The 20,712-nt window shown below is 60.6% G+C and carries 17 protein-coding genes and 3 pseudogenes; 16 read left to right on the forward strand and 4 right to left on the reverse strand.

The window, feature by feature from the left end:
- Nucleotides 1–65 precede the first annotated feature (65 nt).
- From R2N16_RS23685 to R2N16_RS23720, 8 genes and pseudogenes are all read left to right on the forward strand, one after another.
- The gene (locus tag R2N16_RS23685; protein WP_316669197.1) at nucleotides 66–1,466 is read left to right on the forward strand and encodes a TolC family protein; all 1,401 of its coding nucleotides are present in this window, start codon (nucleotides 66–68) and stop codon (nucleotides 1,464–1,466) included.
- A gap of 82 nt (nucleotides 1,467–1,548) precedes the next feature.
- Nucleotides 1,549–2,349: pseudogene (locus R2N16_RS23690) on the forward strand (IS5 family transposase).
- Nucleotides 2,350–2,963: 614 nt separating this feature from the next.
- Nucleotides 2,964–4,457: a hypothetical protein gene (locus R2N16_RS23695; protein WP_316669199.1), complete on the forward strand. Its 1,494-nt coding sequence runs from the start codon at nucleotides 2,964–2,966 to the stop codon at nucleotides 4,455–4,457.
- 146 nt (nucleotides 4,458–4,603) lie between these two features.
- Nucleotides 4,604–5,227, forward strand: a complete 624-nt coding sequence (locus R2N16_RS23700; protein WP_316669236.1) for a BLF1 family deaminating toxin — start codon at nucleotides 4,604–4,606, stop codon at nucleotides 5,225–5,227.
- Nucleotides 5,228–5,371: 144 nt separating this feature from the next.
- Nucleotides 5,372–6,943 carry a glycoside hydrolase family 25 protein gene (locus R2N16_RS23705; protein WP_316669201.1) on the forward strand — a complete coding sequence of 524 codons (1,572 nt, stop codon included), beginning with the start codon at nucleotides 5,372–5,374 and terminating at the stop codon, nucleotides 6,941–6,943.
- Between the two features lie 330 nt (nucleotides 6,944–7,273).
- On the forward strand, nucleotides 7,274–7,732 hold the full coding sequence (locus R2N16_RS23710; RefSeq protein WP_316669203.1) for a hypothetical protein: 459 nt from the start codon (nucleotides 7,274–7,276) through the stop codon (nucleotides 7,730–7,732).
- A 146-nt stretch (nucleotides 7,733–7,878) separates the two neighbouring features.
- Nucleotides 7,879–8,316, forward strand: a complete 438-nt coding sequence (locus R2N16_RS23715) for a hypothetical protein (RefSeq protein WP_316669205.1) — start codon at nucleotides 7,879–7,881, stop codon at nucleotides 8,314–8,316.
- Entirely contained in the window at nucleotides 8,286–8,795 is a 510-nt protein-coding gene (locus R2N16_RS23720) for an SOS response-associated peptidase family protein (RefSeq protein ID WP_428984161.1), read from the forward strand. The genes R2N16_RS23715 and R2N16_RS23720 overlap by 31 nt, the downstream gene beginning before the upstream one ends.
- 3 nt (nucleotides 8,796–8,798) lie before the next feature.
- Here R2N16_RS23720 and R2N16_RS23725 read toward each other — a convergent pair whose 3' ends face one another.
- Nucleotides 8,799–9,002 (reverse strand): hypothetical protein, encoded by a 204-nt coding sequence (locus R2N16_RS23725; protein WP_316669209.1) that lies wholly within the window; start codon nucleotides 9,000–9,002, stop codon nucleotides 8,799–8,801.
- A gap of 410 nt (nucleotides 9,003–9,412) precedes the next feature.
- On the opposite strand from R2N16_RS23725, the gene R2N16_RS23730 reads away from it, so the two are divergent.
- The 3 genes from R2N16_RS23730 to R2N16_RS23740 all read left to right on the forward strand — a co-directional run bounded on the left by R2N16_RS23730 (nucleotide 9,413) and on the right by R2N16_RS23740 (nucleotide 11,758).
- Complete coding sequence (locus R2N16_RS23730) at nucleotides 9,413–10,159, forward strand: alpha/beta fold hydrolase (protein WP_316669211.1); 747 nt, start codon at nucleotides 9,413–9,415, stop codon at nucleotides 10,157–10,159.
- Nucleotides 10,160–10,372: 213 nt separating this feature from the next.
- Nucleotides 10,373–10,615: an H-NS family nucleoid-associated regulatory protein gene (locus tag R2N16_RS23735; RefSeq protein ID WP_316669213.1), complete on the forward strand. Its 243-nt coding sequence runs from the start codon at nucleotides 10,373–10,375 to the stop codon at nucleotides 10,613–10,615.
- A 366-nt stretch (nucleotides 10,616–10,981) separates the two neighbouring features.
- Nucleotides 10,982–11,758 (forward strand): hypothetical protein, encoded by a 777-nt coding sequence (locus tag R2N16_RS23740; protein WP_217495750.1) that lies wholly within the window; start codon nucleotides 10,982–10,984, stop codon nucleotides 11,756–11,758.
- Between the two features lie 130 nt (nucleotides 11,759–11,888).
- On the opposite strand, the pseudogene R2N16_RS23745 reads toward R2N16_RS23740, so the two are convergent.
- Both R2N16_RS23745 and R2N16_RS23750 read right to left on the reverse strand, forming a co-directional pair.
- A pseudogene (locus R2N16_RS23745) lies at nucleotides 11,889–12,501 on the reverse strand (IS66 family transposase); the annotation flags it as partial.
- A gap of 12 nt (nucleotides 12,502–12,513) precedes the next feature.
- A pseudogene (locus R2N16_RS23750) lies at nucleotides 12,514–12,701 on the reverse strand (transposase); the annotation flags it as partial.
- A 648-nt stretch (nucleotides 12,702–13,349) separates the two neighbouring features.
- Here R2N16_RS23750 and R2N16_RS23755 point away from each other — a divergent pair.
- The 4 genes from R2N16_RS23755 (at nucleotide 13,350) to R2N16_RS23770 (ending at nucleotide 19,133) form a co-directional block, all read left to right on the forward strand.
- Entirely contained in the window at nucleotides 13,350–14,204 is an 855-nt protein-coding gene (locus tag R2N16_RS23755) for an N-6 DNA methylase (RefSeq protein WP_316669216.1), read from the forward strand.
- A gap of 310 nt (nucleotides 14,205–14,514) precedes the next feature.
- Nucleotides 14,515–15,255 carry a winged helix-turn-helix transcriptional regulator gene (locus R2N16_RS23760; protein ID WP_316669218.1) on the forward strand — a complete coding sequence of 247 codons (741 nt, stop codon included), beginning with the start codon at nucleotides 14,515–14,517 and terminating at the stop codon, nucleotides 15,253–15,255.
- Between the two features lie 803 nt (nucleotides 15,256–16,058).
- On the forward strand, nucleotides 16,059–17,945 hold the full coding sequence (locus R2N16_RS23765) for a ParB/RepB/Spo0J family partition protein (RefSeq protein ID WP_316669220.1): 1,887 nt from the start codon (nucleotides 16,059–16,061) through the stop codon (nucleotides 17,943–17,945).
- Nucleotides 17,946–18,512: 567 nt separating this feature from the next.
- The gene (locus R2N16_RS23770; protein ID WP_316669222.1) at nucleotides 18,513–19,133 is read left to right on the forward strand and encodes a hypothetical protein; all 621 of its coding nucleotides are present in this window, start codon (nucleotides 18,513–18,515) and stop codon (nucleotides 19,131–19,133) included.
- 311 nt (nucleotides 19,134–19,444) lie between these two features.
- On the opposite strand, the gene R2N16_RS23775 is transcribed toward R2N16_RS23770, so the two are convergent.
- Entirely contained in the window at nucleotides 19,445–19,945 is a 501-nt protein-coding gene (locus R2N16_RS23775) for a hypothetical protein (protein ID WP_316669224.1), read from the reverse strand.
- A gap of 402 nt (nucleotides 19,946–20,347) precedes the next feature.
- On the opposite strand from R2N16_RS23775, the gene R2N16_RS23780 reads away from it, so the two are divergent.
- Nucleotides 20,348–20,707, forward strand: a complete 360-nt coding sequence (locus R2N16_RS23780; protein ID WP_316669227.1) for a plasmid mobilization protein — start codon at nucleotides 20,348–20,350, stop codon at nucleotides 20,705–20,707.
- Nucleotides 20,708–20,712: the final 5 nt, after the last annotated feature.

Here is a 20,712-nt window from a genome sequence, read left to right on the forward strand (position 1 = left end):
GGGTGCGGCTCGTCTTTTTTCTTGTGATAGATCCGCTACCCGCGGTGGCGGCAAAGTTGTTTTTCATGTTCGAACGTCTCGCACTGGTCTTTCTAACAGCGCTTTGGTGCGGCGCATGTCATGCCGTAGGGGGAGTCGGATCAGATGGTGCCGTACCGTGCGCTGGCTTAAGTGCAGAACCGATTGCTCTGAGCAAATCGCTGCAGATTGCATCGCAAGGACAGCCACAGTACCTGATGACGCTGCAGGATCAGGAAAAAGCCAAAGCGGGTGTCCTGCGCGCTTGGTCTGCCTTTCTGCCTTCCGCTGCCGCAACGGTTGAGAACGACCGCTACAAGCCAGCGAACGGAGGTAGTCCTGCGATTGTCGTCGGCAACTCCATCGTCGGTGGCAACGGCCAGGGCTACACCAGTTACGGCGCTGTCAGCGTTAATCTGAACCTATACAACGGCGGCCGAGATGTCGCTGGCTATCGTGGCAGCAAAGCGCTGGAGCGCGCTAGCGCAGCGACCCTTGATGCCACGTTCGCTGACACCCTGCAGGCTGTCATCGTTGCCTATGGCGACTTATATAAGGCACAACTTGCCGTGGATGAAACTGGGCGGGTACTGAAGAGCCTGAAAATCATTCAGGGCACAGCGACGGAACGTTATCGTGATGGCCACGGAACGACCATCACCATTGGGAAGGCACGCAATGATGTGCTGGATGCAGAGCGTCAGCTCTACCAGGCCTGCCACACACTGCGCGATAGGTCGGATACGTTGGTCAAGGCCATGGGCGCGGATGTGTCGCCGGGCAAAGTCCTGGTAGCGAGCGGCAATGTTCCCTCCGCTGATACGGAGATCGCTGATGCCGTCACGATGGATGCCGTGGTCATGGCTGATCCCGCAGTGATTGCAGCACGCCAGCAGGTCGACGCAGCATATGCCAAGGTCGATCAGGCCCGTGGTGCTTTCCTTCCTGTTGTCAGTGCTTTTGCTAAGAAGGATTTCTTGGGGCAGAGCCTCTCCGGCTTCGGATCAGCCAATGGCGCATTGGGATACCAAAGCTATCGCGTGGGCGTATCGGTTCAGCAGCCGCTGGGCCCATTCACCACCGAGTATGCGGAGTTAGAGACCGCGAAGGCCGATGCACTCCGGCAGGAGGCCGTGTTACAGCAAGTCATTGTCGACACCAGAAATCGGCTGCATGCGGCTTTCAATGCCTTGCTTGAGGCGAAGGATGCTGTTCGAGCGGCCAAAGACAGCGTTGAGGAATCGCGCAAGCTGCTGGCTCTTACTGAATCACTCTACAAGGCGGGTCGAGCCGCCATAGATAGCGTCGAACAGTCGCGCATCGACGTTCGAAAGTCGGAGCGCTTGTTAGATGAGCAGACTGCCGAACTGCGTGTCGCTGGCTGGCGGTTGTCCAAGTCGATGGACGCGCGCTCTTTTGTGGACCGTGCACTTGGAATACTCCCCTAGCCATGAAGCGCCTCCTTTATCGCCTTTGAGTCGCTAACAAAACCAAGTCATCGCGTCATGCACTTGGGGCGTTGTAGGTGGCATGACACGAAAGAAGATCAGCAACCAACTGTGGAAGGCTCTGCAACCGCTGCTGCCGGTTGTGGATCCTTCGACCAAAGGCGGTCCCGTGCGTGGATGATCGGGCGGCGCTCAACGGCATCCTGTTTGTTCTGCATACCGGTATCCCGTGGGAAGACCTGCCTAAAGAACTGGGCTTTGGCAGCGGTATGACGTGCTGGCGCCGCTTGCGCGACTGGCAGGCCAACGGCATTTGGGAGCGGCTGCATTTGGCTCTGCTCAAGCGCCTACGGGAGCACGACCAGATCGACTGGAGCAGGGCTAGCCTCGACGGTGCAACGGTGGCCAGCCCCCGGGGGGGCGAACAGACTGGGCCGAACCCAACGGATCGCGGCAAGTTCGGCAGCAAGCGCCATCTCGTCGTAGACCGGCGCGGCGTGCCGTTGGCGCTGATGGTCACGGTGCCAATCGTCACGATTCGATGGTGATCGAGGAACTCGTTGACGCCACCCCGAGCGTGCCCGGACTCGATGGCCGCCCGCGATGCCGTCCCGACAAGCTTCACGCGGGTAAGGGATACGACTTCGCGCGATGCCGCCGACATCTGCGCGAGCGCAGTATCACTCCCCGGATCGCTCGCCGAGGCATCGAGAAGAACGACCGGCTCGGCAAGCATCGCTGGATTGTAGAAAGCCCCCATGCTTGGCTTGCCGGCTTCGGCAAGATGCGCATTCGTTTCGAGCGCTCTCTTCAGACTCATCTCGCGTTGCTTACCCTGGCTTGCGCCGTCATCTGCGGCCGACTTGTTGATCGGCTTTGTTAGCGACTCTTATGCAGCAACGCCCAGAAGTTCTCTAGCAACTCCCTGACGTAATGGTGCCCCGTCCTGCGCCCCGCCATCATGGGGTTGCGCTGCCATTCAATATGCACTGTCTGGTTTCGACATAGATTATTCGAGGCCCGGTTTCAAGGTCCGAACTGGATAATATTTGCAGATTTATCCCAACCCAACACATTAATCAGTAAGGACTATTATTTTTTCCCGGCGATTTCCGTTCTTGGTGGTGGGTGGCCCCACGAAACTTTGGTGCAACGCCCATGATTACCCGTGAAGCCGCCCAAAAAACGAGCGCTGTTCATTTGAGAGCAAAGCGTGGAATGAGCAAAGGCGAGACGCTCGAAATTCCATTTTCAATGGAGGTCAAATCGCACATTGCCGCTCGATGGAGATGTGGTCATTGAATCTTGCCGGCTTCAATTCTTCGCTTCGGGCCAACCTCAGAAGCTTGGGCAAGGCTATTTGACTTGAGTTAAAGCCGATGCAGAAATGAGATGCCTATCCAATCCGATAGCGTGCGCGCCAATAATCATCGTTAGTCATTTTCTGCAGGTTTCGCAATACACATGATCGCTCAACGCTTCCAATAAGGACCGCTTATGCCGTCAACCATTCCCTATGATCCGGCGCTTGCTCTAGGCAATATCGTCAGCCCTCAGCGTCTTGATGTCCTCGAAAAGATCGCCGCTGCCCAAGCTCCGGCTGACGCGGCCGAAGACAATCTCAACTCGCTAATTGCAATGAAGCGATCATTGGATATGACTATCCAGGAAATGATCAACATGGGCACCGACCCGGCCGACGTGATCACGGCCAGCAGCGACACAGGCAAACAGATTTCCGCGGCGGCATCGGAATTCGCCAAGGCCAAGATTCAGTCGCTCAAAGATACTCAGCCGCTCAAGGCAACGATCCGGGGCATCAACGACTCCATCGAGAGTCCGCTTGACTACAATCGCACCGCCATCAAGAAGATGCCGCTGTCGGCAGACTCGATGCGCATGAACGTGCAGTACTTCGCCGTCGATCAGAACGCTCAGAGTTCCAACACGCACGCGGCCACGATCAGCGCGTTCGTGAGTGACCAAGTCAGTTATTTCGGCGACGATTTCTCGTCGCAGGCCAGCACCTCGGCATCTTCGCAAGTGAACAGCCAGATGGCCAATCACAGCATCGCCGGCACGCTGGTCATCTCCGTCACGTGCACGCATAAGGACGCGGTACTGCTTGCCCCGTTCATCCTCGACGTGGACAAGGCCATCCGCGTCTGGAATCAGGTCCACTCCGACGCGATGATCAAGACCGATTCGATCCAGAACGTTTCCACGATCGCAGCCCAGGCCGATACCCCCGACGAAAAATCCATCACGCTGCTGTCGGGAGCCACCTACGGCTCGTGCTTCATCGGCATGGTGCATGTCCTGAATACCACTGACACAACGAGCAGCGAGGAGATGTACTCCTTTGCCGACAAGCTCCAGGAACAGTTCAAGGTTTCCGGCTGGTTCGCCGACGTGCAGGGCGGCTTCGGCGTCGATGGCAGCTTCTCTCAGGACGCGAAAAATCTGTTGAGCACCCAGAACATCACCGCACACTGTTCGCTGGTAACGATGGGCTCCATTCCGTCGATCAAGTCCAACCAGGTTGCGATGGGCGTGAAGGGCTTTAGCGATGACGACGGCGCCAAATCCATGGCCGCGCTGATGAAACTGCAGAATGCGACAGCCCAGGCGCAGGACTCCGTTGACGCATCCGCGCAGGCAGCACGTACCGGGGCGCAGATGATCACCTTGCAGAACTCAAGAATCCAGGCCGCGCTGAGCGGTCTCGCAAACATCGACAATCAGCAGAACAAGATCATCGACACCAACTCCGTGATGGACGCGCTGGACGACTACGTCCAGAAGGCGCTGGCCGGCAACATCGGCGTGCCGGTCAATTACTACCTCAAGCCCATCACGCGCTCGCAACTGGCCCAGATGTGGATGGCCAAGTACTACCCAGGCAAATTCTTGGCGATCGACGGCGACGACTCCAATTCCGGCAAACCTGCTAACCCCGCCAATCCCGGCGGAAACGGGGGCACACACTGAGTGTCGGGGTCACATGTATTCGCCATGGCCAGGCTGCTCGCCCGCAACCTGGCTACTCACGACCGAATTTTCTGAAGCCGAACGGCCCACGACGACGCTTCGTGAAGCCCGCTGTTTCGCTTCGATCAACTTTCTTCAGCAGGAACATTGACATGACGATTCAAGATGATCTTCGGGCTGCAATGACGGATGGCGCTGACCGTACGCTTGAGTTTGACGCCGTGCTCAACGCCAGATACCCAGGCAAGTTGGACGTGTATCTGCATGCAACGGAAACCGGCTTCAGAATCGACCTGGACAGTTCCGGGGAACCAGCCACCATCCTTTGGCTGCCGTGGAAGCAAGGTGAACTGACCACTCTCCGGCCAGAATCCATTGGAAACGCGGACGTTGGAACGCTCTTCTTTACGTATGACCTCTCCGGATGCAAGCTGTTTGCCATTCTCGGTGGGCCGGTATTCCACATCGATGCTCCGGTGACTGCAGACGAAATGTGGCAGCAAATTTCCAGTGACGAATGGGTTGAAGAACACTGGGAGTCCGGAAGCCAGCAGGTCGCATATGTCCATCGTGATGGTCAGGACGCCGGGCTTTGGGACCTTTCCGCGTATCTCGTTAGCGACGGCCCTCCGAGCACATATGGCAATGGCAACGTCGGTAGTGCGATTGTTGGTGGCGTCGTGAATGCAGACCATCAACTTGACTTGTATATGAGGTCCTCCCCCTGGGCTTCTCTCAAATATTCTGGCCAAACGCGCAAGTCCAAATAAGTGCGCGGGATGTCGCTGAACCGGGCGTTGTCGGATTGACGCCCGCCGTAGCCTGATCATGCAAACGCATTGCGCTCCGGCTATTCGCAAGCACCGCGCTTCAGTAGTCGCTTGCGGTTTGCAAGAGCCATGTCCACAAGAGATATGCCCGAACAACAGCAGACCGACAGGCTACCCGCATTCCGCGCATCGGAATCCGCATGGATTTCGAAGATGCTGGCCGCCACCGAAGCGCTGCCACAGCGGTTGACGAGCTTTTTGCCGGCCAATTATTTCAATGAGGCAGCGGGCCGCGCCTTGATCCTGCAGCCGGGTCGGGCGTTTGGCTACTTCTACTTGAAATCGGAGATTCACACGCAGCCGGAAAGACTCGCTTCCGAGCTCAAGGGGCTGTTGGATCTATGCATGCTTTTGGCCCGGCTGCGGGACCATCGGCTGATCTATGTGTTCCGGACGGAGCACGCTGTTTGGCACGACATGGTGTATGTCAGCGACCTGTTCCAGGACCCCAAACCGAGCACAGCCCACGTTGTGCTGAACAAGCGCGGTGATTTCACGTGCGAGCCGGAAGCGATCCAGAACGATGCGGGCGACGTCATCTATCGAGGCACCAGGCTCGACGGTGCAGTATTCGATCTCGTCCACGACTGCGTCAACGGCATGCTTTGCATTCCGGACGATTGCCGTCGGGATCTGTCGAACCTGATTGCAACGCGCGAGCCAGCATCGGCGGCGGGGCAAGGCACGCCTTCCAACGTGGTCGATCATTCATCCACAACGCCGCCAACCAATCAGAACGGAAAAAATACGGCCAGCACCACCGCCGGTTTGTTTCAGCGATACAAGACCCATGCAGCGGCAACGCTGCTGACGCTCTCCAGCGCATCCGGATCGGTCTATTGGTGGCACGGCCAACACCATGACGCACAACCCGCTGCGAGCGCCGGCTCAGCGCCAGCCGCCGTTGCCGTTGGCTCGCCAACCGCTGCGCCGGCGTTCGTGCCAAGGGAGCCATCGTCTCCTGATTCGGCAGCAAGCGCCGTGCCGGCACTCAGACCTGCGGTTTCCGTAGTGGGCCTGGATGTCTCAAAGTGGAACGGCGAGAGCGGAGCTGAAGTGCTGCAATCCAAAGGGATCGCATTTGCATTCGCCCGTGCCAGCTATGGTGCGACGATCGATCCCAGCTTCGAGGCCAACTGGCGGCGTATGGCCGATCGCGGATTGGTACGAGGTGCCTATCATTTCTTTACGCTGCAATCCGACCCGGAAACGCAAGCCGAGACCGCGCTCAGCGCAATCGGCAGGTTCGGCGCGAACGACCTGTGTCCTGCCGTGGATTTCGAAGAAACCAGCCTTCCTGGCCGCGGCGTGACCGTTCCCGTTCAACACGTTCAGCAAGCGCTTCTGAAGGTATTGCAGGCAGTTGAGCGCAAGGCCAACTGCATGCCCATTCTGTACACCAACGTGGCCATGGGTAACGCGTACCTCGCGAACGAGGCATTCAGTAAATATCCCTTATGGATCGCGGACTGGGAATCAAATGGCGCGCCTGTCGTGCCCGCCGTATGGAAGCGGCAGGGATACCGGTTCTGGCAACGATCCGCTCGGTATTCATTTGCAGCGGCACCGAAAGCGGAGACGGACTTCGATGCATTCGCCGGCGACATGCAAGCCCTGCTCGATATGCGAAGGGTTGAGGTTGCGGACGATCGTTAGTCCATGCTCCCTCTGCTACCGGGAAAGCCAGCCGCATGGGTGCGCTGCCCGACCCGAATCGCGTGGGTTTCGCCCGGTTCTGCCTCGCGACGCGCAGTTACTTCACGTACGCGCGCACCCGGCGTACCAGCCGTATGGAAGCGACCTGGATACCGGTTCTGGCAGCGATCCGCATAATAGGCATTTGATGAGCAAACACCTCTGCCTAAGAACTCGGAGGCTGCGTCACATGTTCGACCCATCCAGCGATGGAGACCTTCGACGCACGGCTGCGCTAGCGTATGCGTGCTGCAACCTCAACACTAACCTCCAGCAATACAAGGAATGCATATGCCCAGAACCTTTGCGCCGATTCTCAACGTCGGAACGACGGCCAACGACATCAACGGGAATCTTGACCAGAACTGCTACTACTGCACGGTAGCGGCGTTGAACAATACGACGGTCTCGCAGCTTTTTCAGCGGGCGGAGATCATGCAGCAAGACACGGCAACTTTGGACGAGATTCTGCAACTGTTCGCCGCAGGTGGTGTGCAGAACGCGGGCTATCGGACATACAACGACAACGCCACGTTCCAGAGCGACTTCGTGAATGCGATGCCGAAGAGCTCTGGCGTTGGGATCGCCTATACCCGTTCGAACACTACCGGGCACATGGTCGTGCTGGCGAAAGACGACAACGGCGTGGTGAAATGCGTGGACTATCAGCAGAACCCGCCCACCATCACGGATTTTCCGCCTGAAGACAGTATAACGACCGTGAACATGTTCTATCTCAACGACAATTGAGCGCTGAGGTTGCGACGTGGAACGGACGCGCAGATCAAAATCGCGCTGGAGTTTGCCAATCGCAGCGATGCGAAGGGCATCGAGTTCGGCAAGGCGCTCGAAATCAAGCGCCTGCCTCGGCCCTTGACGACCACGAGGAGCCTGCCATGTTCAAGTTGGTTGCCAAGGTCGCCATCGACGGCGAGATGCTGGAGGTGATGGAAGCCCCGGTGCTCGAGGTGAGGGGGCGGCAGATGCTGGTGCAAGCGCATGCCCACGAGCGCGCACTGCCGACCACGCGAGGTGCGACCGAAGACGGTGAGGTTTGGATCAGTCTGCGCTCTGCCGAGGGTGAGTTTGTGCCCGCCTTGCCGGTGGGGTTTCATCGGGCAGATGCTGCCGACGCCCTGCAGCTGTACTTTGAGGTAGCGCCCGACACGGTAGCGCAGTGCCTATCCCGAAGCAACATTGCAGTCCATTTCAAGGAGCATCGCGCGGCACTGAAGGGTCCGCGCCGATTGTGCACATCAACGAGCACGGTGTGCCGGACTGCGTCGTGGCCAACTTCGGTTTTGTGCCCAAACGCAGGCTACCGCCTGGCGTGAGCATCGACACCACCAACGCGCGCTCCAAGACCGTGGGCGAAAAGCCGACCTTTGCGAAGTTCTGGAAGGCTGGCCAACTCTGCCTGGTGCCGGCGCGTTCGATCTACGAGCCCAACTACGAGGCCGATCCGAAGAAGAGCAGGCGCTACAAGATCTGGTTGAAGGACGGGCCCGACTTTGCCAATGCCGGGCTGTGGCGCGCTTGGGACGCGCGTGCCGATGGCCTGCCACCCGGCTACAGCTTCACGATGCTGACCGTCAATGCCGACGAGCACCCGCTGATGCGGCGGATGCATGCTCCCAACAAGGAAAAGCGGAGCATCGTCATCGTTCCGCGCGATCACTGGGACGACTTGCGGGATTGTCGTGACCCGGAAGTCGCCCGAACCTTCCTGAGCCTCTATCCGGCCGAGCTGATGGACACTGCGCCGCGGCCGCGTCGGGCAGCCAAGCAGCCGGCGAGCGACCCCCTGGTCTAACGCTTATACACCGTCGTCACGTCGCGGTGGCGGGGCATGTGGAAGCCCTTTGGGCGCCACCGTGGCCCGCAAACACAGCTGGAGGTTCACCACGACGTGGCCGGGCGGCAAGATGCCGTTGGCCCGCAGGTGGGCGGCCAGCGTGTCCGCCGTGCGATTGTTCTGTGCGAATGCGACACCACTCCAGTCCTCGTCGGAAGTGCTCATTGTGGTCTCCCGTCGTTGCTGTGCTTGTGGGCACGAACGCGTGACTGCCGATTTGCGAGGCAAGGGCATCCAGCGCGGCCGCCTTCCGTTGCACCGTCGTGTTCCATCTTACGCCGGCGTGCGCGTGTTCTGCAGACGCTGGAGAGGGCATTGCGATCGACTCTCGAAAGGCGAGCCGTGGTGGTCCACTAGGCTGTGGACAGCCGCTGGCGCAGCCCGTGTGGATAGCCTGATGGACAACCCGATGGACAGGCTGCGCCTGCCCACAGGTTGCCCACGAGGCTACCCACACTTGCCCACAGCAGCACCAGTGTGCGAGCCAACGTCACGAGCAATGTTTGATATTTTGAACCCCATTTTGAACCCCACCTGCGAGTGATCGCGCCATGAAAAACTAGATGGGACATCAAATGAGTCAGAAGACGTCGGTCACGCTGGTGCTGCTCCCCGGCATGGATGGGACCGGCCGACTGTTTCAGCCGCTGCTCGCCGAGATGGGGAAGGGCATCGCGCCAAAGGTCATCACGTATCCCGAATCGGAGCCCCTTACCTACGAAGCGTTGATTCCTCGGATTCAGGCCGCGCTACAGGCTATCGACGGACCCTATGTCGTGCTCGGTGAGTCGTTCTCCGGGCCGTTGGCAATCGAAATCGCAGCTAACTGTCCTCCTGGCATGCGGGGCTTGATCCTCTGCTGTACCTTCGCGCGTAATCCGCATCCTCGGCTGCGTCCACTCAGATCTGCTGTGAACCTCCTGCCGTTCAACGTCGCCATCAGCAGCATTGGCAGCCGGCTGCTGTTTGGCCGATTCTTTACTCAGCCTTTGCATCGCATGTTCCAGCAAGCCGTGGCCACGGTGACGCCAGCCGTCTTTCGCGTGCGACTGAGATCCGTGCTTGAGGTGGACGTCACCGACAAACTCGCCGCGGTGCAGGTGCCGCTCCTCTATCTCCAGGGAGCGGCGGACAACGTTGTGCCGCGCTCCGCGGCTGCGCTCATTCAGCAGATCCGACCAGACGTGCAACTTGTCGAGATGGACGCACCGCATTGCCTCCTGCAGGCCGTGCCACGGAATGCGGCCCGTGTGATTGCGGACTTTGTCGCGTCGACGGCTGATCGGTTCGCAGCTTCGCAAATCAGTTCGGCTGGCTCGTGATCGTTACCCACAACTTGCCCACAGCAGCGGTGTGCGAGCCCACATCACAAGCAGTGTTTGATGGTTTGAACCCCACCTGCGAGCGCTGGAGCCATGGCAATCTAGGTGGGTCCGCACGGACCTTGCTCAGCGATGATCCGTGGCAATCCTCTCTGGAGGTCTTCTTCCGTGCTAAACCGCGTCGCGCCCCCAATCAGCGAACCCAGCTCAACCGTGGCCATTCGGCGCCGCGTCGAGGCGGTCACGTGGGTCCGTCTGCAGATTGCGCGTTACGGGCTTTCGTATGCCGACTTGGCGGCGGCAGGCGTGTTCCCGTCGCGACAGCGAAAGCGGCTGAAGGTGCGCTATCGCAGCGCGGATGGACAGACATGGGGCGGAGAGGGCGACATGCCCGACTGGCTGCAGCGGGCTGTCAATGCTGGCCAGAGCCCGGAGCATTTCCGCGTCGATAGCTGAGTCATCTGCCGGGCGCCGGACGCCCAGGCCCAACCGTCGTTGCAAAGGCGCAGACCTGTTCGAGGCCGCGCTTTTTTCGCTGTGGCCATCACGCGTTGACTGTAAGCGCCCGAGAATCGACGCTTTAACCACCGCTCCGCGCGTGCGCCTTCTTATATCGATCGACTTTTTCGGATTCTGTCGTTATTTCGGGTTGCTGCTTTTCTAGCCTAATAGACCGATTTCAATTGTGGAGTTATACAAATGCCTGTCAACAGAGCGGGTTCGTCGCGATCATCGGTCGTACAGGAATACGCACCTCTTTCACACATAAGAGATACTCGCCTTGATGCTATCGTCGGCACTCCAGCGCCCACGCGGCTAGCCGTGTCGAAGAAGACATTTGAAGCCATGGGCATTGCAAGCCGGGTGGTCAAGAAGACGGGCTATGAGACATTCCCGGATGGCCCGGCTAACCAGGAAGCAGCCATTTGGATGAGCGGTGGTCGAAGCTGGACGCGGATGAAGCTTGTTCGCGACATGATCGATGGCGGGCACTGCGCTGATGAGGCCGAAGAACTCAAGACGATTAAGGAAATGGGGGGCGGCAGTTGCGGCGAACATCGACGCCTCTCAGGAGCGGAACTCCGGCAAATGCATCGCAACTTGCCGGTCTTTCAGGTCAAAGAATCTAACGAGGACCATCACTACGCCATCATCGGCGATTGGCGGGACCGGACAGTGGGCAATCACGCGGTTGTGGTTGACCCCTGGCAAATGCTCAAGAAAGTCCACACATACGGCGAGCGACTGAATCCGACGGAGCCGGTTCGGCTGTTTGCCACGCCGCCCGGACCGCCGGAGCCGAACGAAGCGCTCGCCGAGGCGCTGTCGGCTAGCCCCGCCGATAATGCACGGATGAACCGCTTCACAAAAATGAGGGTGAAGCGCCCGGCAGGGCCTGAGGCCGCATCGGCCATCATTCAAGGGCTGAGGAACAACAATAGCGTTTGGGATCAAGCAACGGGAACGACGAATGTATTCGCCGAATACGTCGATCCGGATGGCCGTGTGTCTGCCTTCAACGATGTCCCGCCAGATTACCTTGATCGCTACCTTGAGGCAAAAGAGCAAATGATGTACCACTTGCCGATTCGAGGATAACCGGACATAGCTGGCGCCAACACCCAAAAGTGCTGCGATGTCACGCGGCGCGCAACCTTTTCGCGGCACAACCGCTCTCCAGCTTCCTGGAGATTAGCAGTCAAGGGAGGACGACTGATGGTGGATTCGGTTAGGTGCTGGCTGACGGTCTGAGCTTCCAAGGAAGCAAAGCCTCGCAATCGTCAGCGGTCTGCGCATTTGGCAGGAGTTTGAGCAAGGCAACGAGTTACCGGTACGGATCGACGCCGTTGGCCTTGGCTGTTTTCACCAGCGAATACAGGTTTGCCGAAGCGTTCGCCCCGGCCACGGTATCGCAGAACAGCCAGTTGCGGCGCCCGGCGACGAACGGCCGGATGGCGTTCTCGCATGGGTTGTTCGAGATCGGCCAAGCGCCGTTCTCGACGTAACGGGTGAGTTTTGTCCACTGGCCGTGCAGGTAGTGCAAGGCCTTGCCGAACAGGCTTTGTGGCAGCACGGTGTGCAGGAGCAACGTCTCAAGCTCGCTCTGCACCGGTCGGCTTTGCTCAGCACGGACCTGCTGCCGCTGCTGCACTGCCACTTCCTTGGTTTGGGCCTCGATGACGAACAACATGCCGATGCGCTCGATGAACCCGGCCACGGGATGCTCGGCGCGCGTGGCCTTTGGCAGCGCTTCTTCTGCCTCGATCAGGTAACGCCGCGCGTGCGCCCCAGCACCCCGGGTGCACGAGTTCGCAACGGCGGGCGATGTCTTTAGCTGCCGCGGCCCCGTTCCGTCGCCTACGTCCGCGCCCGTAAACCCATTTGTGCAACTGGTTCGCGTTGACGCCAGCCTTGAGCGCCATCCCAGAGAGCGATCGCCTGGCTGTCGACAAGCCTCGATGAGCCGGCGCTTGTTCTCCGCATCAAAGGTGCGTTTGCCGTTGTCCTCAATACGGACCACCCTCAGGGGTAGGTAGCTCACGTATCTTCTGTGGTCATTGTTGCGTCCGCAATTCTGGTTGCGGACGCAATCCTGTCAACCTATTGCCTTGACGGCGAGGACGTGATTCTCGAGCGCTTACCGCTGACTTGGGCGGGCGCGGCGTCGTGCCCATGAAATCCAAGTGCGGGCCGACGGCCCGTGAATGACGAGCGTCCCGCACTGCCCGCACCGGGCCAGTCCCGCGCCAGCGCTGCGCACTGTCACGCGTCTGGCTTGTCCGGCCACTTGCAGCGCAGACCGCTGGCGGCACCGACGCAGCCGTCACGCCAGCGCCAGTGCGCTGTCATGCCGGCGGCCTGATGTCGGCACCGCCCACAGCACAGCGACACGGTTGACCACCACGTCGCGCATCCGCACACATGCCCCGATCACGCTGTGAGGGGCCTTGTGTGGGGATGCTTGATGCGACGCGGTGACCAGCCGTGTTGCTCGCTGCTCGAACCCCACCCCATCCCAACCCTTTCCCGTGAGGGCAAGGGCTATCTCCCACCCGCCCGCCCGCCCCAGGGCGGGAGCGACGGAAGCCGAGCGAGAGGATCGCTCGCAAGCCGCCTCTCCGAAAGAAAAAGCCCCGAGGCGGTCACACCCCGGGGCTTCCCGACCATCTTCCACGGAGGCTCATGAACGATGGCTAAGCCAAAGTTTAATCATTTGGACACACACCAGCAGGCCCTGGTGAGATTAATTGAGCAATGCGCACGCCGCCATCGGCGGCACGAGGTGTTCCGCGACTTCTGCGAACTCGCGGCACTGTCTATCAGCAACCGCGTCGATCTGCTGCAGTACGAGGCGCGCGAAGCGCGCTACCTGGAAATCATCCAGCGCTACGAGCGCGCCGAAGTGGAATGCTTCCCGCGCATGCTGGGCTGTCTCGTGGAGTCGCTGGAAGGCGGGCACAAGGATGCGCTGGGTCAGATCTTTGAGGCGCTGCAGTTGTCGGACCATTATCGCGGTCAGTTTTTTACACCATGGGAAGTGTCGCGCCTGATGGCCAAGATGCTGTTCTCGGGCGCTGCGTCCGAGATCGAGTGCAAGGGCTTTATCACGGTGATGGAGCCCGCCGCCGGCGCCGTCGGCATGGTGATCGCGGCAGCATCCGCGCTGCTCGATGACGGCATCAACTACCAACAGACGATGCATGCCACGCTGATCGACATCGATGCGACGGCGTGCCAAATGGCCTATCTACAGCTCTCACTCTTGCATGTCCCGGCCATCGTGATCCACGGCAATGCGCTGGCTCCAGACGCGGTCGGGCGTCACTGGGTGACACCTGCACACGTGATGGGGCTTTGGGATATAGGGCTGCGTCGCCGAGACCGTGAAGAGGCCGAGCGGGAAGGGGAGACAGCCGACACCGAAAGCGAGAGCGCCACTATGTCCACCGCCACCACATCGTTGGAGCCGATCGCACAGCACCGCGCGGCAATTGTGACCCGCCGCATCGCGCACAGCGAGCAGCTCGATTTGTTCTCATCCTAAGCACGGCAAGATCGAGCCGCCCGCACTGGAGGCGGGCGGCATTGGTCGAGGCCGCGGCAACCCCTCAATCGAGGGACTGGGTGGGCTGGGAAGCACAGGCGCTGCCGAGGTATGGAATTGGCCATCGGCGTCGAACTATTTCAGTTTGATGTCATTTTGATGACAGGTTCGCCGATTGGAAGATTAAGCGCCGTAGCTCTGGAAGATCACTCCTTGGAGGGATGTATGAAGGATTTGTGAAAGTTATGCTGGGGTAAAAGACAACAAGCGGGGCCACGCATTGATTGGTACCGCATCGATCGGGGTCGTCATGAAATTCGCCATCCTCACCAGCAATTCTTCCAGCTTTGCGTACTTGACGGCTTGCCTGTCAGGGGATGCGACGTGCGTGCAATTCGACGATGCATTGGCACTGCTGCGCGCCCGGCGCACCCAGGTGTTCGATTTGTTGATGATCGATGCTCAGCTGTTCAGTACGGCCGGGCAACTGGTGCTGTCCTGGCGCGAGTGCAACGCCGATATGTGCTGGCCAACGCTGGTATTCGGCAACTTTGCCGAACGCGCCGAAATGCTGGGCGTTTTTGACAACGCTGTCGACGATTTGATCACCGGCTACTTCACTGCGGAAGAGTTGGGTGCCCGTGTCCGCCGCATTCTGCGCACAGAGCGCGGGACGCAGCAGACCGAATCCGTCACCCGGACGGTGGTCGGGCCGTATCGCTTGTGCCGGCTCACCCGGACGGTGACGTTACACGGGGCGCCCATCCGTTTGACCGCGCGGGAATTTGCCACCGCCTGGCTGTTGTTTTCGTCGCCGGGAGCGTTTCTGTCACGCCAGCAGATCGCCACTGCAGTATGGGGAACTGAGGCGAGTGTTGCAGAGCGCTCGATCGAGCAGCATGTCTACAAACTGCGTAAGAAGCTGGGCTTCGGCGTGGCCACCGGGGTCGAGCTCAAGACGGTCTACTCGCGGGGCTATCAGTTGGCCGTCAAGCAAGCGGGCGAACTTTCGCGGACCGTCGAGTCGCCGCAATTCATGCTGGCGGCTTGACACCTGTGGCTGAAGCGTCCGCGCTTAGGCGTTCCCGGCAGATGGGTGCGCGACCTAAGCGTTGTTGCCACCGGCCTTAGGCTCCATGTCGAAATGCACTGCGGCATAGCTCGCGTTGCAGCTCCACACTTCTGTGCCTTCGCAATAGAAGGTGCACCACCGGCCATCGCTGACGCAGATCGCCTCTGAAAAAAAACTGCCGTGTTCGTTCATCGCGGCACGGAGTACGTCCACTTCACGGCAAACAGCTCGATAGGTACCGGCGGCAAGCGGAGGGGGGTGTTCGGGCCTGCGTCTCACCATGAACGGCTTTCCTCGTACATCTGTTCTCAAAGAATTCGTGTTGCTCTAACGCCGACGATATCACGCGTGTAGGAGCTGGTGTCTGCTCGTCGTGACGCGCCGAGGGTAAGAAGCCGCGCTCCACCTTTGACGGCAATGCATTGCAAGCCGTCGCCGCCAGATATGTGCAGTTCGAATTCCAGTGCGGGCCAAGGCCCGCAATAGGCGCTCGCCGCGCGGCGTTGGCCAGCGGTGATGGCGTGCCATGCGCGCCATGCTCCCGAGTCCGTCGCCCTAATCCGGGACCGTAGGCCTCGCCGTCCCGGCGGCCAAGGGTTCGCAAGCCGCGCCAAGCGCGCCCTTGTCCGCCAGGCCCGCGCCGCCTCCTTAGGTCCCAGGGCGACGAACTCAGGAGAACGGCGGCAAGGCTGACAGGCCGCCACACCGCCTGACCAACCTGCCCACAAGGGGGCTCCGAATCTAGGAGCCCGGTAGCACAACCACCCTTTTGGAAGCGCATCATGAAAGAACAACTGATTTCCGTCCCGCTGTCCCGCCTGACCGAATCCGAAGCCAACGTCCGCAAGGGCGTGCTCGATGAAGGCAAGGTCCGCAGTCTCGCCGCCACCATCGCGGCGCATGGCCTGCTGTATCCATTGCTGCTGACGGAAGTGAAGCCGAAGGGCAGAAGCAAGAAGATGATGTACGCGGTGGTCGCAGGGCGTCGGCGCTTCGCCGCGCTGCGCCTGCTGTGCGAGGAAGGCAAGATCGATGCGGACTATGACGTGCCCGCGCGCATCGTGGCTGATGAGAACGCCGTCGAGCTATCGGCGGTCGAGAACATGCATCAGCCCATGCATCCTGCCGACGAATACGAAGCCTTCCGGCGCATGGTGGACGAGGGTGCCGGTGTCGAAACCGTGGCCGCGCACTTCGGCGTGTCGGTGGCAGTCGTGCAGCGTCGTCTGAAGCTCGCCAAGGTCGCGCCGACACTTGTCACCCTCTACCGCGAAGGAGCCATGTCGTTGGATCAGTTGATGGCCTTGACGGTGAGTGACGACCATGCCGCGCAGGAACAGGTTTGGCATGGCACGCCTGCATATCAGCGCGCACCTGCGGCGCTGCGCCGTGCGCTGCTGGGCGAAACGTCGATGGACTCGGACTCGCTGCTGGCGACCTTTGTTGGACGCGAAGCCTATCTGGCGGCCGGTGGCCGCGAGCAGGTCGACCTGTTTGCCGATCATGGTGCGCACTGGACGGATGGCGCCTTGGTGCAGCAGTTGGCCGAAGAGCGGCTGATGCAGCAGGCCGAGGCAATCCGTGAAGCCGAAGGCTGGGCGTGGGCAGTCGCGCTGGTGCAGCCCGACTATGCGACCGTCAACGCTTACGGTCGTGCGCGCATGACGTTGCGCGAACCGACCGAGGCCGAACAGGCTGCCATGGAAGCGCTGGAAGCCCGTCAGCAGGCGATCGAGGTGCAGATGGAGGCGTTGGAATTGTCCGACGAAGAGGGCTCCGATGAAGCCTACCAGCGCTTGTCACAAGAGCTTGACGATCTCTATAGCGAAGGCAGGGCGCAGGAAGCCGCATTGGAGACGGTTGAGGACAAGACCAATGTCGGCGTCATGGTTGCACTGCGTACCCATGGCGTGGAAGTGATCCGTGGCGTGATCCACCCAGAAGACCGCAAGGCCGCAGCCAAAGCCGCTCGCGCGCAGGCGCGCGGCGCAGTGGTTGCGTCCGATGGTGGCAATACCAATCGCCTGCCTGCGATGCCCGAGAAACTGGTTCGCGCGCTTACTGCACACCGTACCGCTGCCTTGCAGGCGATGCTCATGGAGAACCACCACGTGGCGCTGGCCGCTCTGGCCTACACGCTGGTGACCGAGCTGGCTCCCGAGGTGTACTACCGCTGTGACAGCGGCGTCGAACTCTCAGCCAAGAGCGCAGCGCATGCCATGCATTCCGCCGATCCGACCGTCGAACAATCACGCGCATGGCAGCAGATCAATGCTTCACGCGCCGCGTGGGGCGAGCGCTTGCCGGGTGAGCCGGATGCCCTGTGGCAATGCCTGTTGAAGTTGTCGCAGGAAGACTTGATCGCATTGCTGGCGCACTGCACGGCGCTCACCGTTGACGGCATCCAATCGCGTGCCGGCGAACATGCCACCGATGCACTCGCGCAAGCCGTCAATCTGGACATGGCGGACTGGTGGAACGCGACGCCCGACGCGTACCTGTGTCGCGTACGCAAGACCGACGTGCTGCAAGCGGTGAGTGAGGCTGTTTCGCCAGCGGAAGCCGTGCCGCTCGCGTCGATGAAGAAAGGGCCAATGGTGGAGGCCGCAGGGCGCTTGCTGGAGGGCAAACGCTGGGTGCCGCCGCTGTTGCGCCAGCACTCCGCCTAAAAAAATACCCCAGCGATAGAGCCGGGGTGAGATAAGAGTTCTGCCAGCGGGTGAGTCGCCCGCTGGCAGGCAACAGTGTAGTGACTCGCACCGTTGCCTGCAATTGGTCGCTGTCTTCTTGGCCGGTTGAGTTGCCGGGTGAGCGGCTATGTCCTCTGCGCAGTGTCGTGTCGCGCATCCCATTGCTTACTTGGATTCCAGTGCGGGCTGAAGCCCGCAATAGGCGCTCGCCGCGCGGCGTTTGCCAGTGGTGTCGCCGGGCACCACCGCCGTTCCCCTGAGTTCCTCGCCCTGTTGTGGACGGTAGTCGACGCTTGCCACGCCGCAAGGGTTCGCTGCGCCGCGTACTCGCCCGTTCGGTGCTCGCCCCAAGGGGCTGCGCTCCGCATGCGGCCTCCGTGCGCGCCCTTGCGGCGTGGCAAGCGTCGCCTCCTTTGTCCACAGGGCGAGGAACTCAGGGGAACGGCGGCAGCGCTGACAGGCCGCAACACCACCTGACAAACCTGCTCTGGAGCGGGCTCCGAATCTAGGGGCCCGGTGGCAAAAAATACAATGGGAGTTCATGCAATGAGTCAACATTACTTTGAAACGACCTACCTGAATCGTCCGGTGCGCGTGACCCTCGGCTGGGATCGTCCGGTGCAGCACTACTACCTGACGGTCGAGTATCTGGATGCAGACCGGTATGTGTATTCCAACCTGCAGGAGCGCAAGCCGTTCGCGTTCGATCTGGACGACTACCGCAGCAAGCTGGAAACTCTGGGCATCGCAGTGCCGCAGAGCATGTTCGTGCAAGCGCAGAAGGACCGCGCCGCGAACACGGCAAACCGGTACGTCTATCACGGTGAAGACGGCACCTTCACCGAACACTTCCTGAAAGCCGCACCGTCTGGCGTGGAAGCGCGCCGGGGGCTGCCCTTCAAGCTGGGCGACGTGGCGATGACGGCAGGGTGTTTTGAGTTCTTGAAGGAGCGAGGCCTGTTGCCGGCCATCCCTGCCGCTCTGGCCGCACGTCACGCCATGGGCGACTGGGGCGACCTGTGCGAAGAGGACTGGAATAGCAATAACCGGGCGCTGGAAGAGGGTGGCCGAATTCTGTCGAGCTACATGGTCGGCAGCCGCAAGGTATGGGTCATCACCGAGGCTGACCGCAGCGTGACAACGCTGCTGTTCCCGGACGAGTACTAAGCCAAACGGGGCGCCACCCTTGGCGCCCCTAGGGCGGGCATCGCTCGCCCACCGTCGCGGCATGACGGCGACAGCCGGATACGCCGCGAGCGGTTCACCTGCCAAGGCGGCTGGGCTTGCAGAGAAAGGGGGGCACGCAAGGGCGAGCTGAGGTCGGGGCGCTGTCAGTCCAACCCGCTACTCGGTCCCGCCAGCCGCGCTAGTCGCGCGACAACCGCTCTGACGCTGGCCAGCGCTCCCATGTCCCCAGAGGGGTCCCCTGTGCCCTTCGATTGCGGTGCGGACACTCCTGACGCTGGCCGCCTGCCCGGCTATCCGCTCGCCGTGGTTGATCCGGCCCCTGCGCCACCCGCTGCCGCCTGCTCCCGTTGCAGGCGTTTGCGTTCTTCCTGTTTGCGGATCAACTCATCCAACGGATTCGGTGGCTCCACCTGGAACTGCCGTGCGTACAGATCGAGGATGGCCCGCTTGTTGAGCATCGGGTTTTCCTTGGCGAGTTCTTCCGTGGTCTTGTAGCTCAATTCGGCTTTCTTCTGCGAGGCCGATACCGTGGTGTCCGCTCGAGTTGCTTCCTTGGCAGGCGGCACTGTCGCGGCCCGTGCGCGTGCGGATTCGCCTTTTGGCGTCTGCCGTGCAATGAAGGCTGCCAAGGTCGAGAACGCGACGATGACCTGATTCGCGGCGAGATATTGACGCACTTGTTCAATGGTGTAACCGGCCGCCCGGAGGGCCTGAATGTCGGCGAGCCACGGATGCATTTTTGAGCGGCGCTGTGCTGGCGACACCTGTTTCTGAAACTCTCGGATATCCATTCGCTGACCTGAATGTGATCTATTAACCGCGCGCATTGAGCCTTGGCCGGGCGCGTGAGTGAAATCGGCGAATTCTCGCGAAATTCTTGTCTGACTCTCTATCAATTTTGGGCCATTCTAATTGACTCTGGATTGCTATTGCAGAGTCCCCTGAGATTCTTGCCAGAATCTTCAATAGCCGTGCTGCGAAAAAAAATAGTAAGGCACGTCGGATATGTTTACGCGATGCTCCGCATCCCGTAAAATATCCCCGTGCCAAAGGGGCTCGCCCCTTTGAAACCCCCGCGGCGAAGCCGCAGGGAACCCCAGGCCCTCCGGCCCCGCGCCCCTGGATATGCGTAGCGCGACGCGCCCCGGCAGTGGCTCCGTTGAGCTGGCAACCCCAACAAGAAGAACCACGCGATGCCCAAACCGAAGACCGAAGGTGGCCTGTCCAAGCCGATCAGCTTCCGGCTCTCCGAGGCTGACCGCGAGGCGTATCTAGCCAAGGTGGCGGCCTCTGGTCTCACCTCATCGGAGTTCTTCCGCCAGGCGGTGCTGACCAATCGCACCCAGCTTGTCGCCCGCCTGAAGGCCACGCCCCACCGTGAGCGATTGCTTTTCATCTTCAGCAAGACGAGCCGCGACATCGAGCAGCTTGCGCGCCAGGCCTGCGCCGACCATGAGCGTGGCGCCCTGTCGGAAGAGGCGTATCTGCAGATGCTCGACCGGCTGCAGCTGATCGGGCGGTATCTGAAGGCCACGCTGGCCAACGTGGATTGAGCGGC

It is taken from the genome of Ralstonia psammae (assembly GCF_958405935.1).
GTDB lineage: Bacteria > Pseudomonadota > Gammaproteobacteria > Burkholderiales > Burkholderiaceae > Ralstonia > Ralstonia psammae.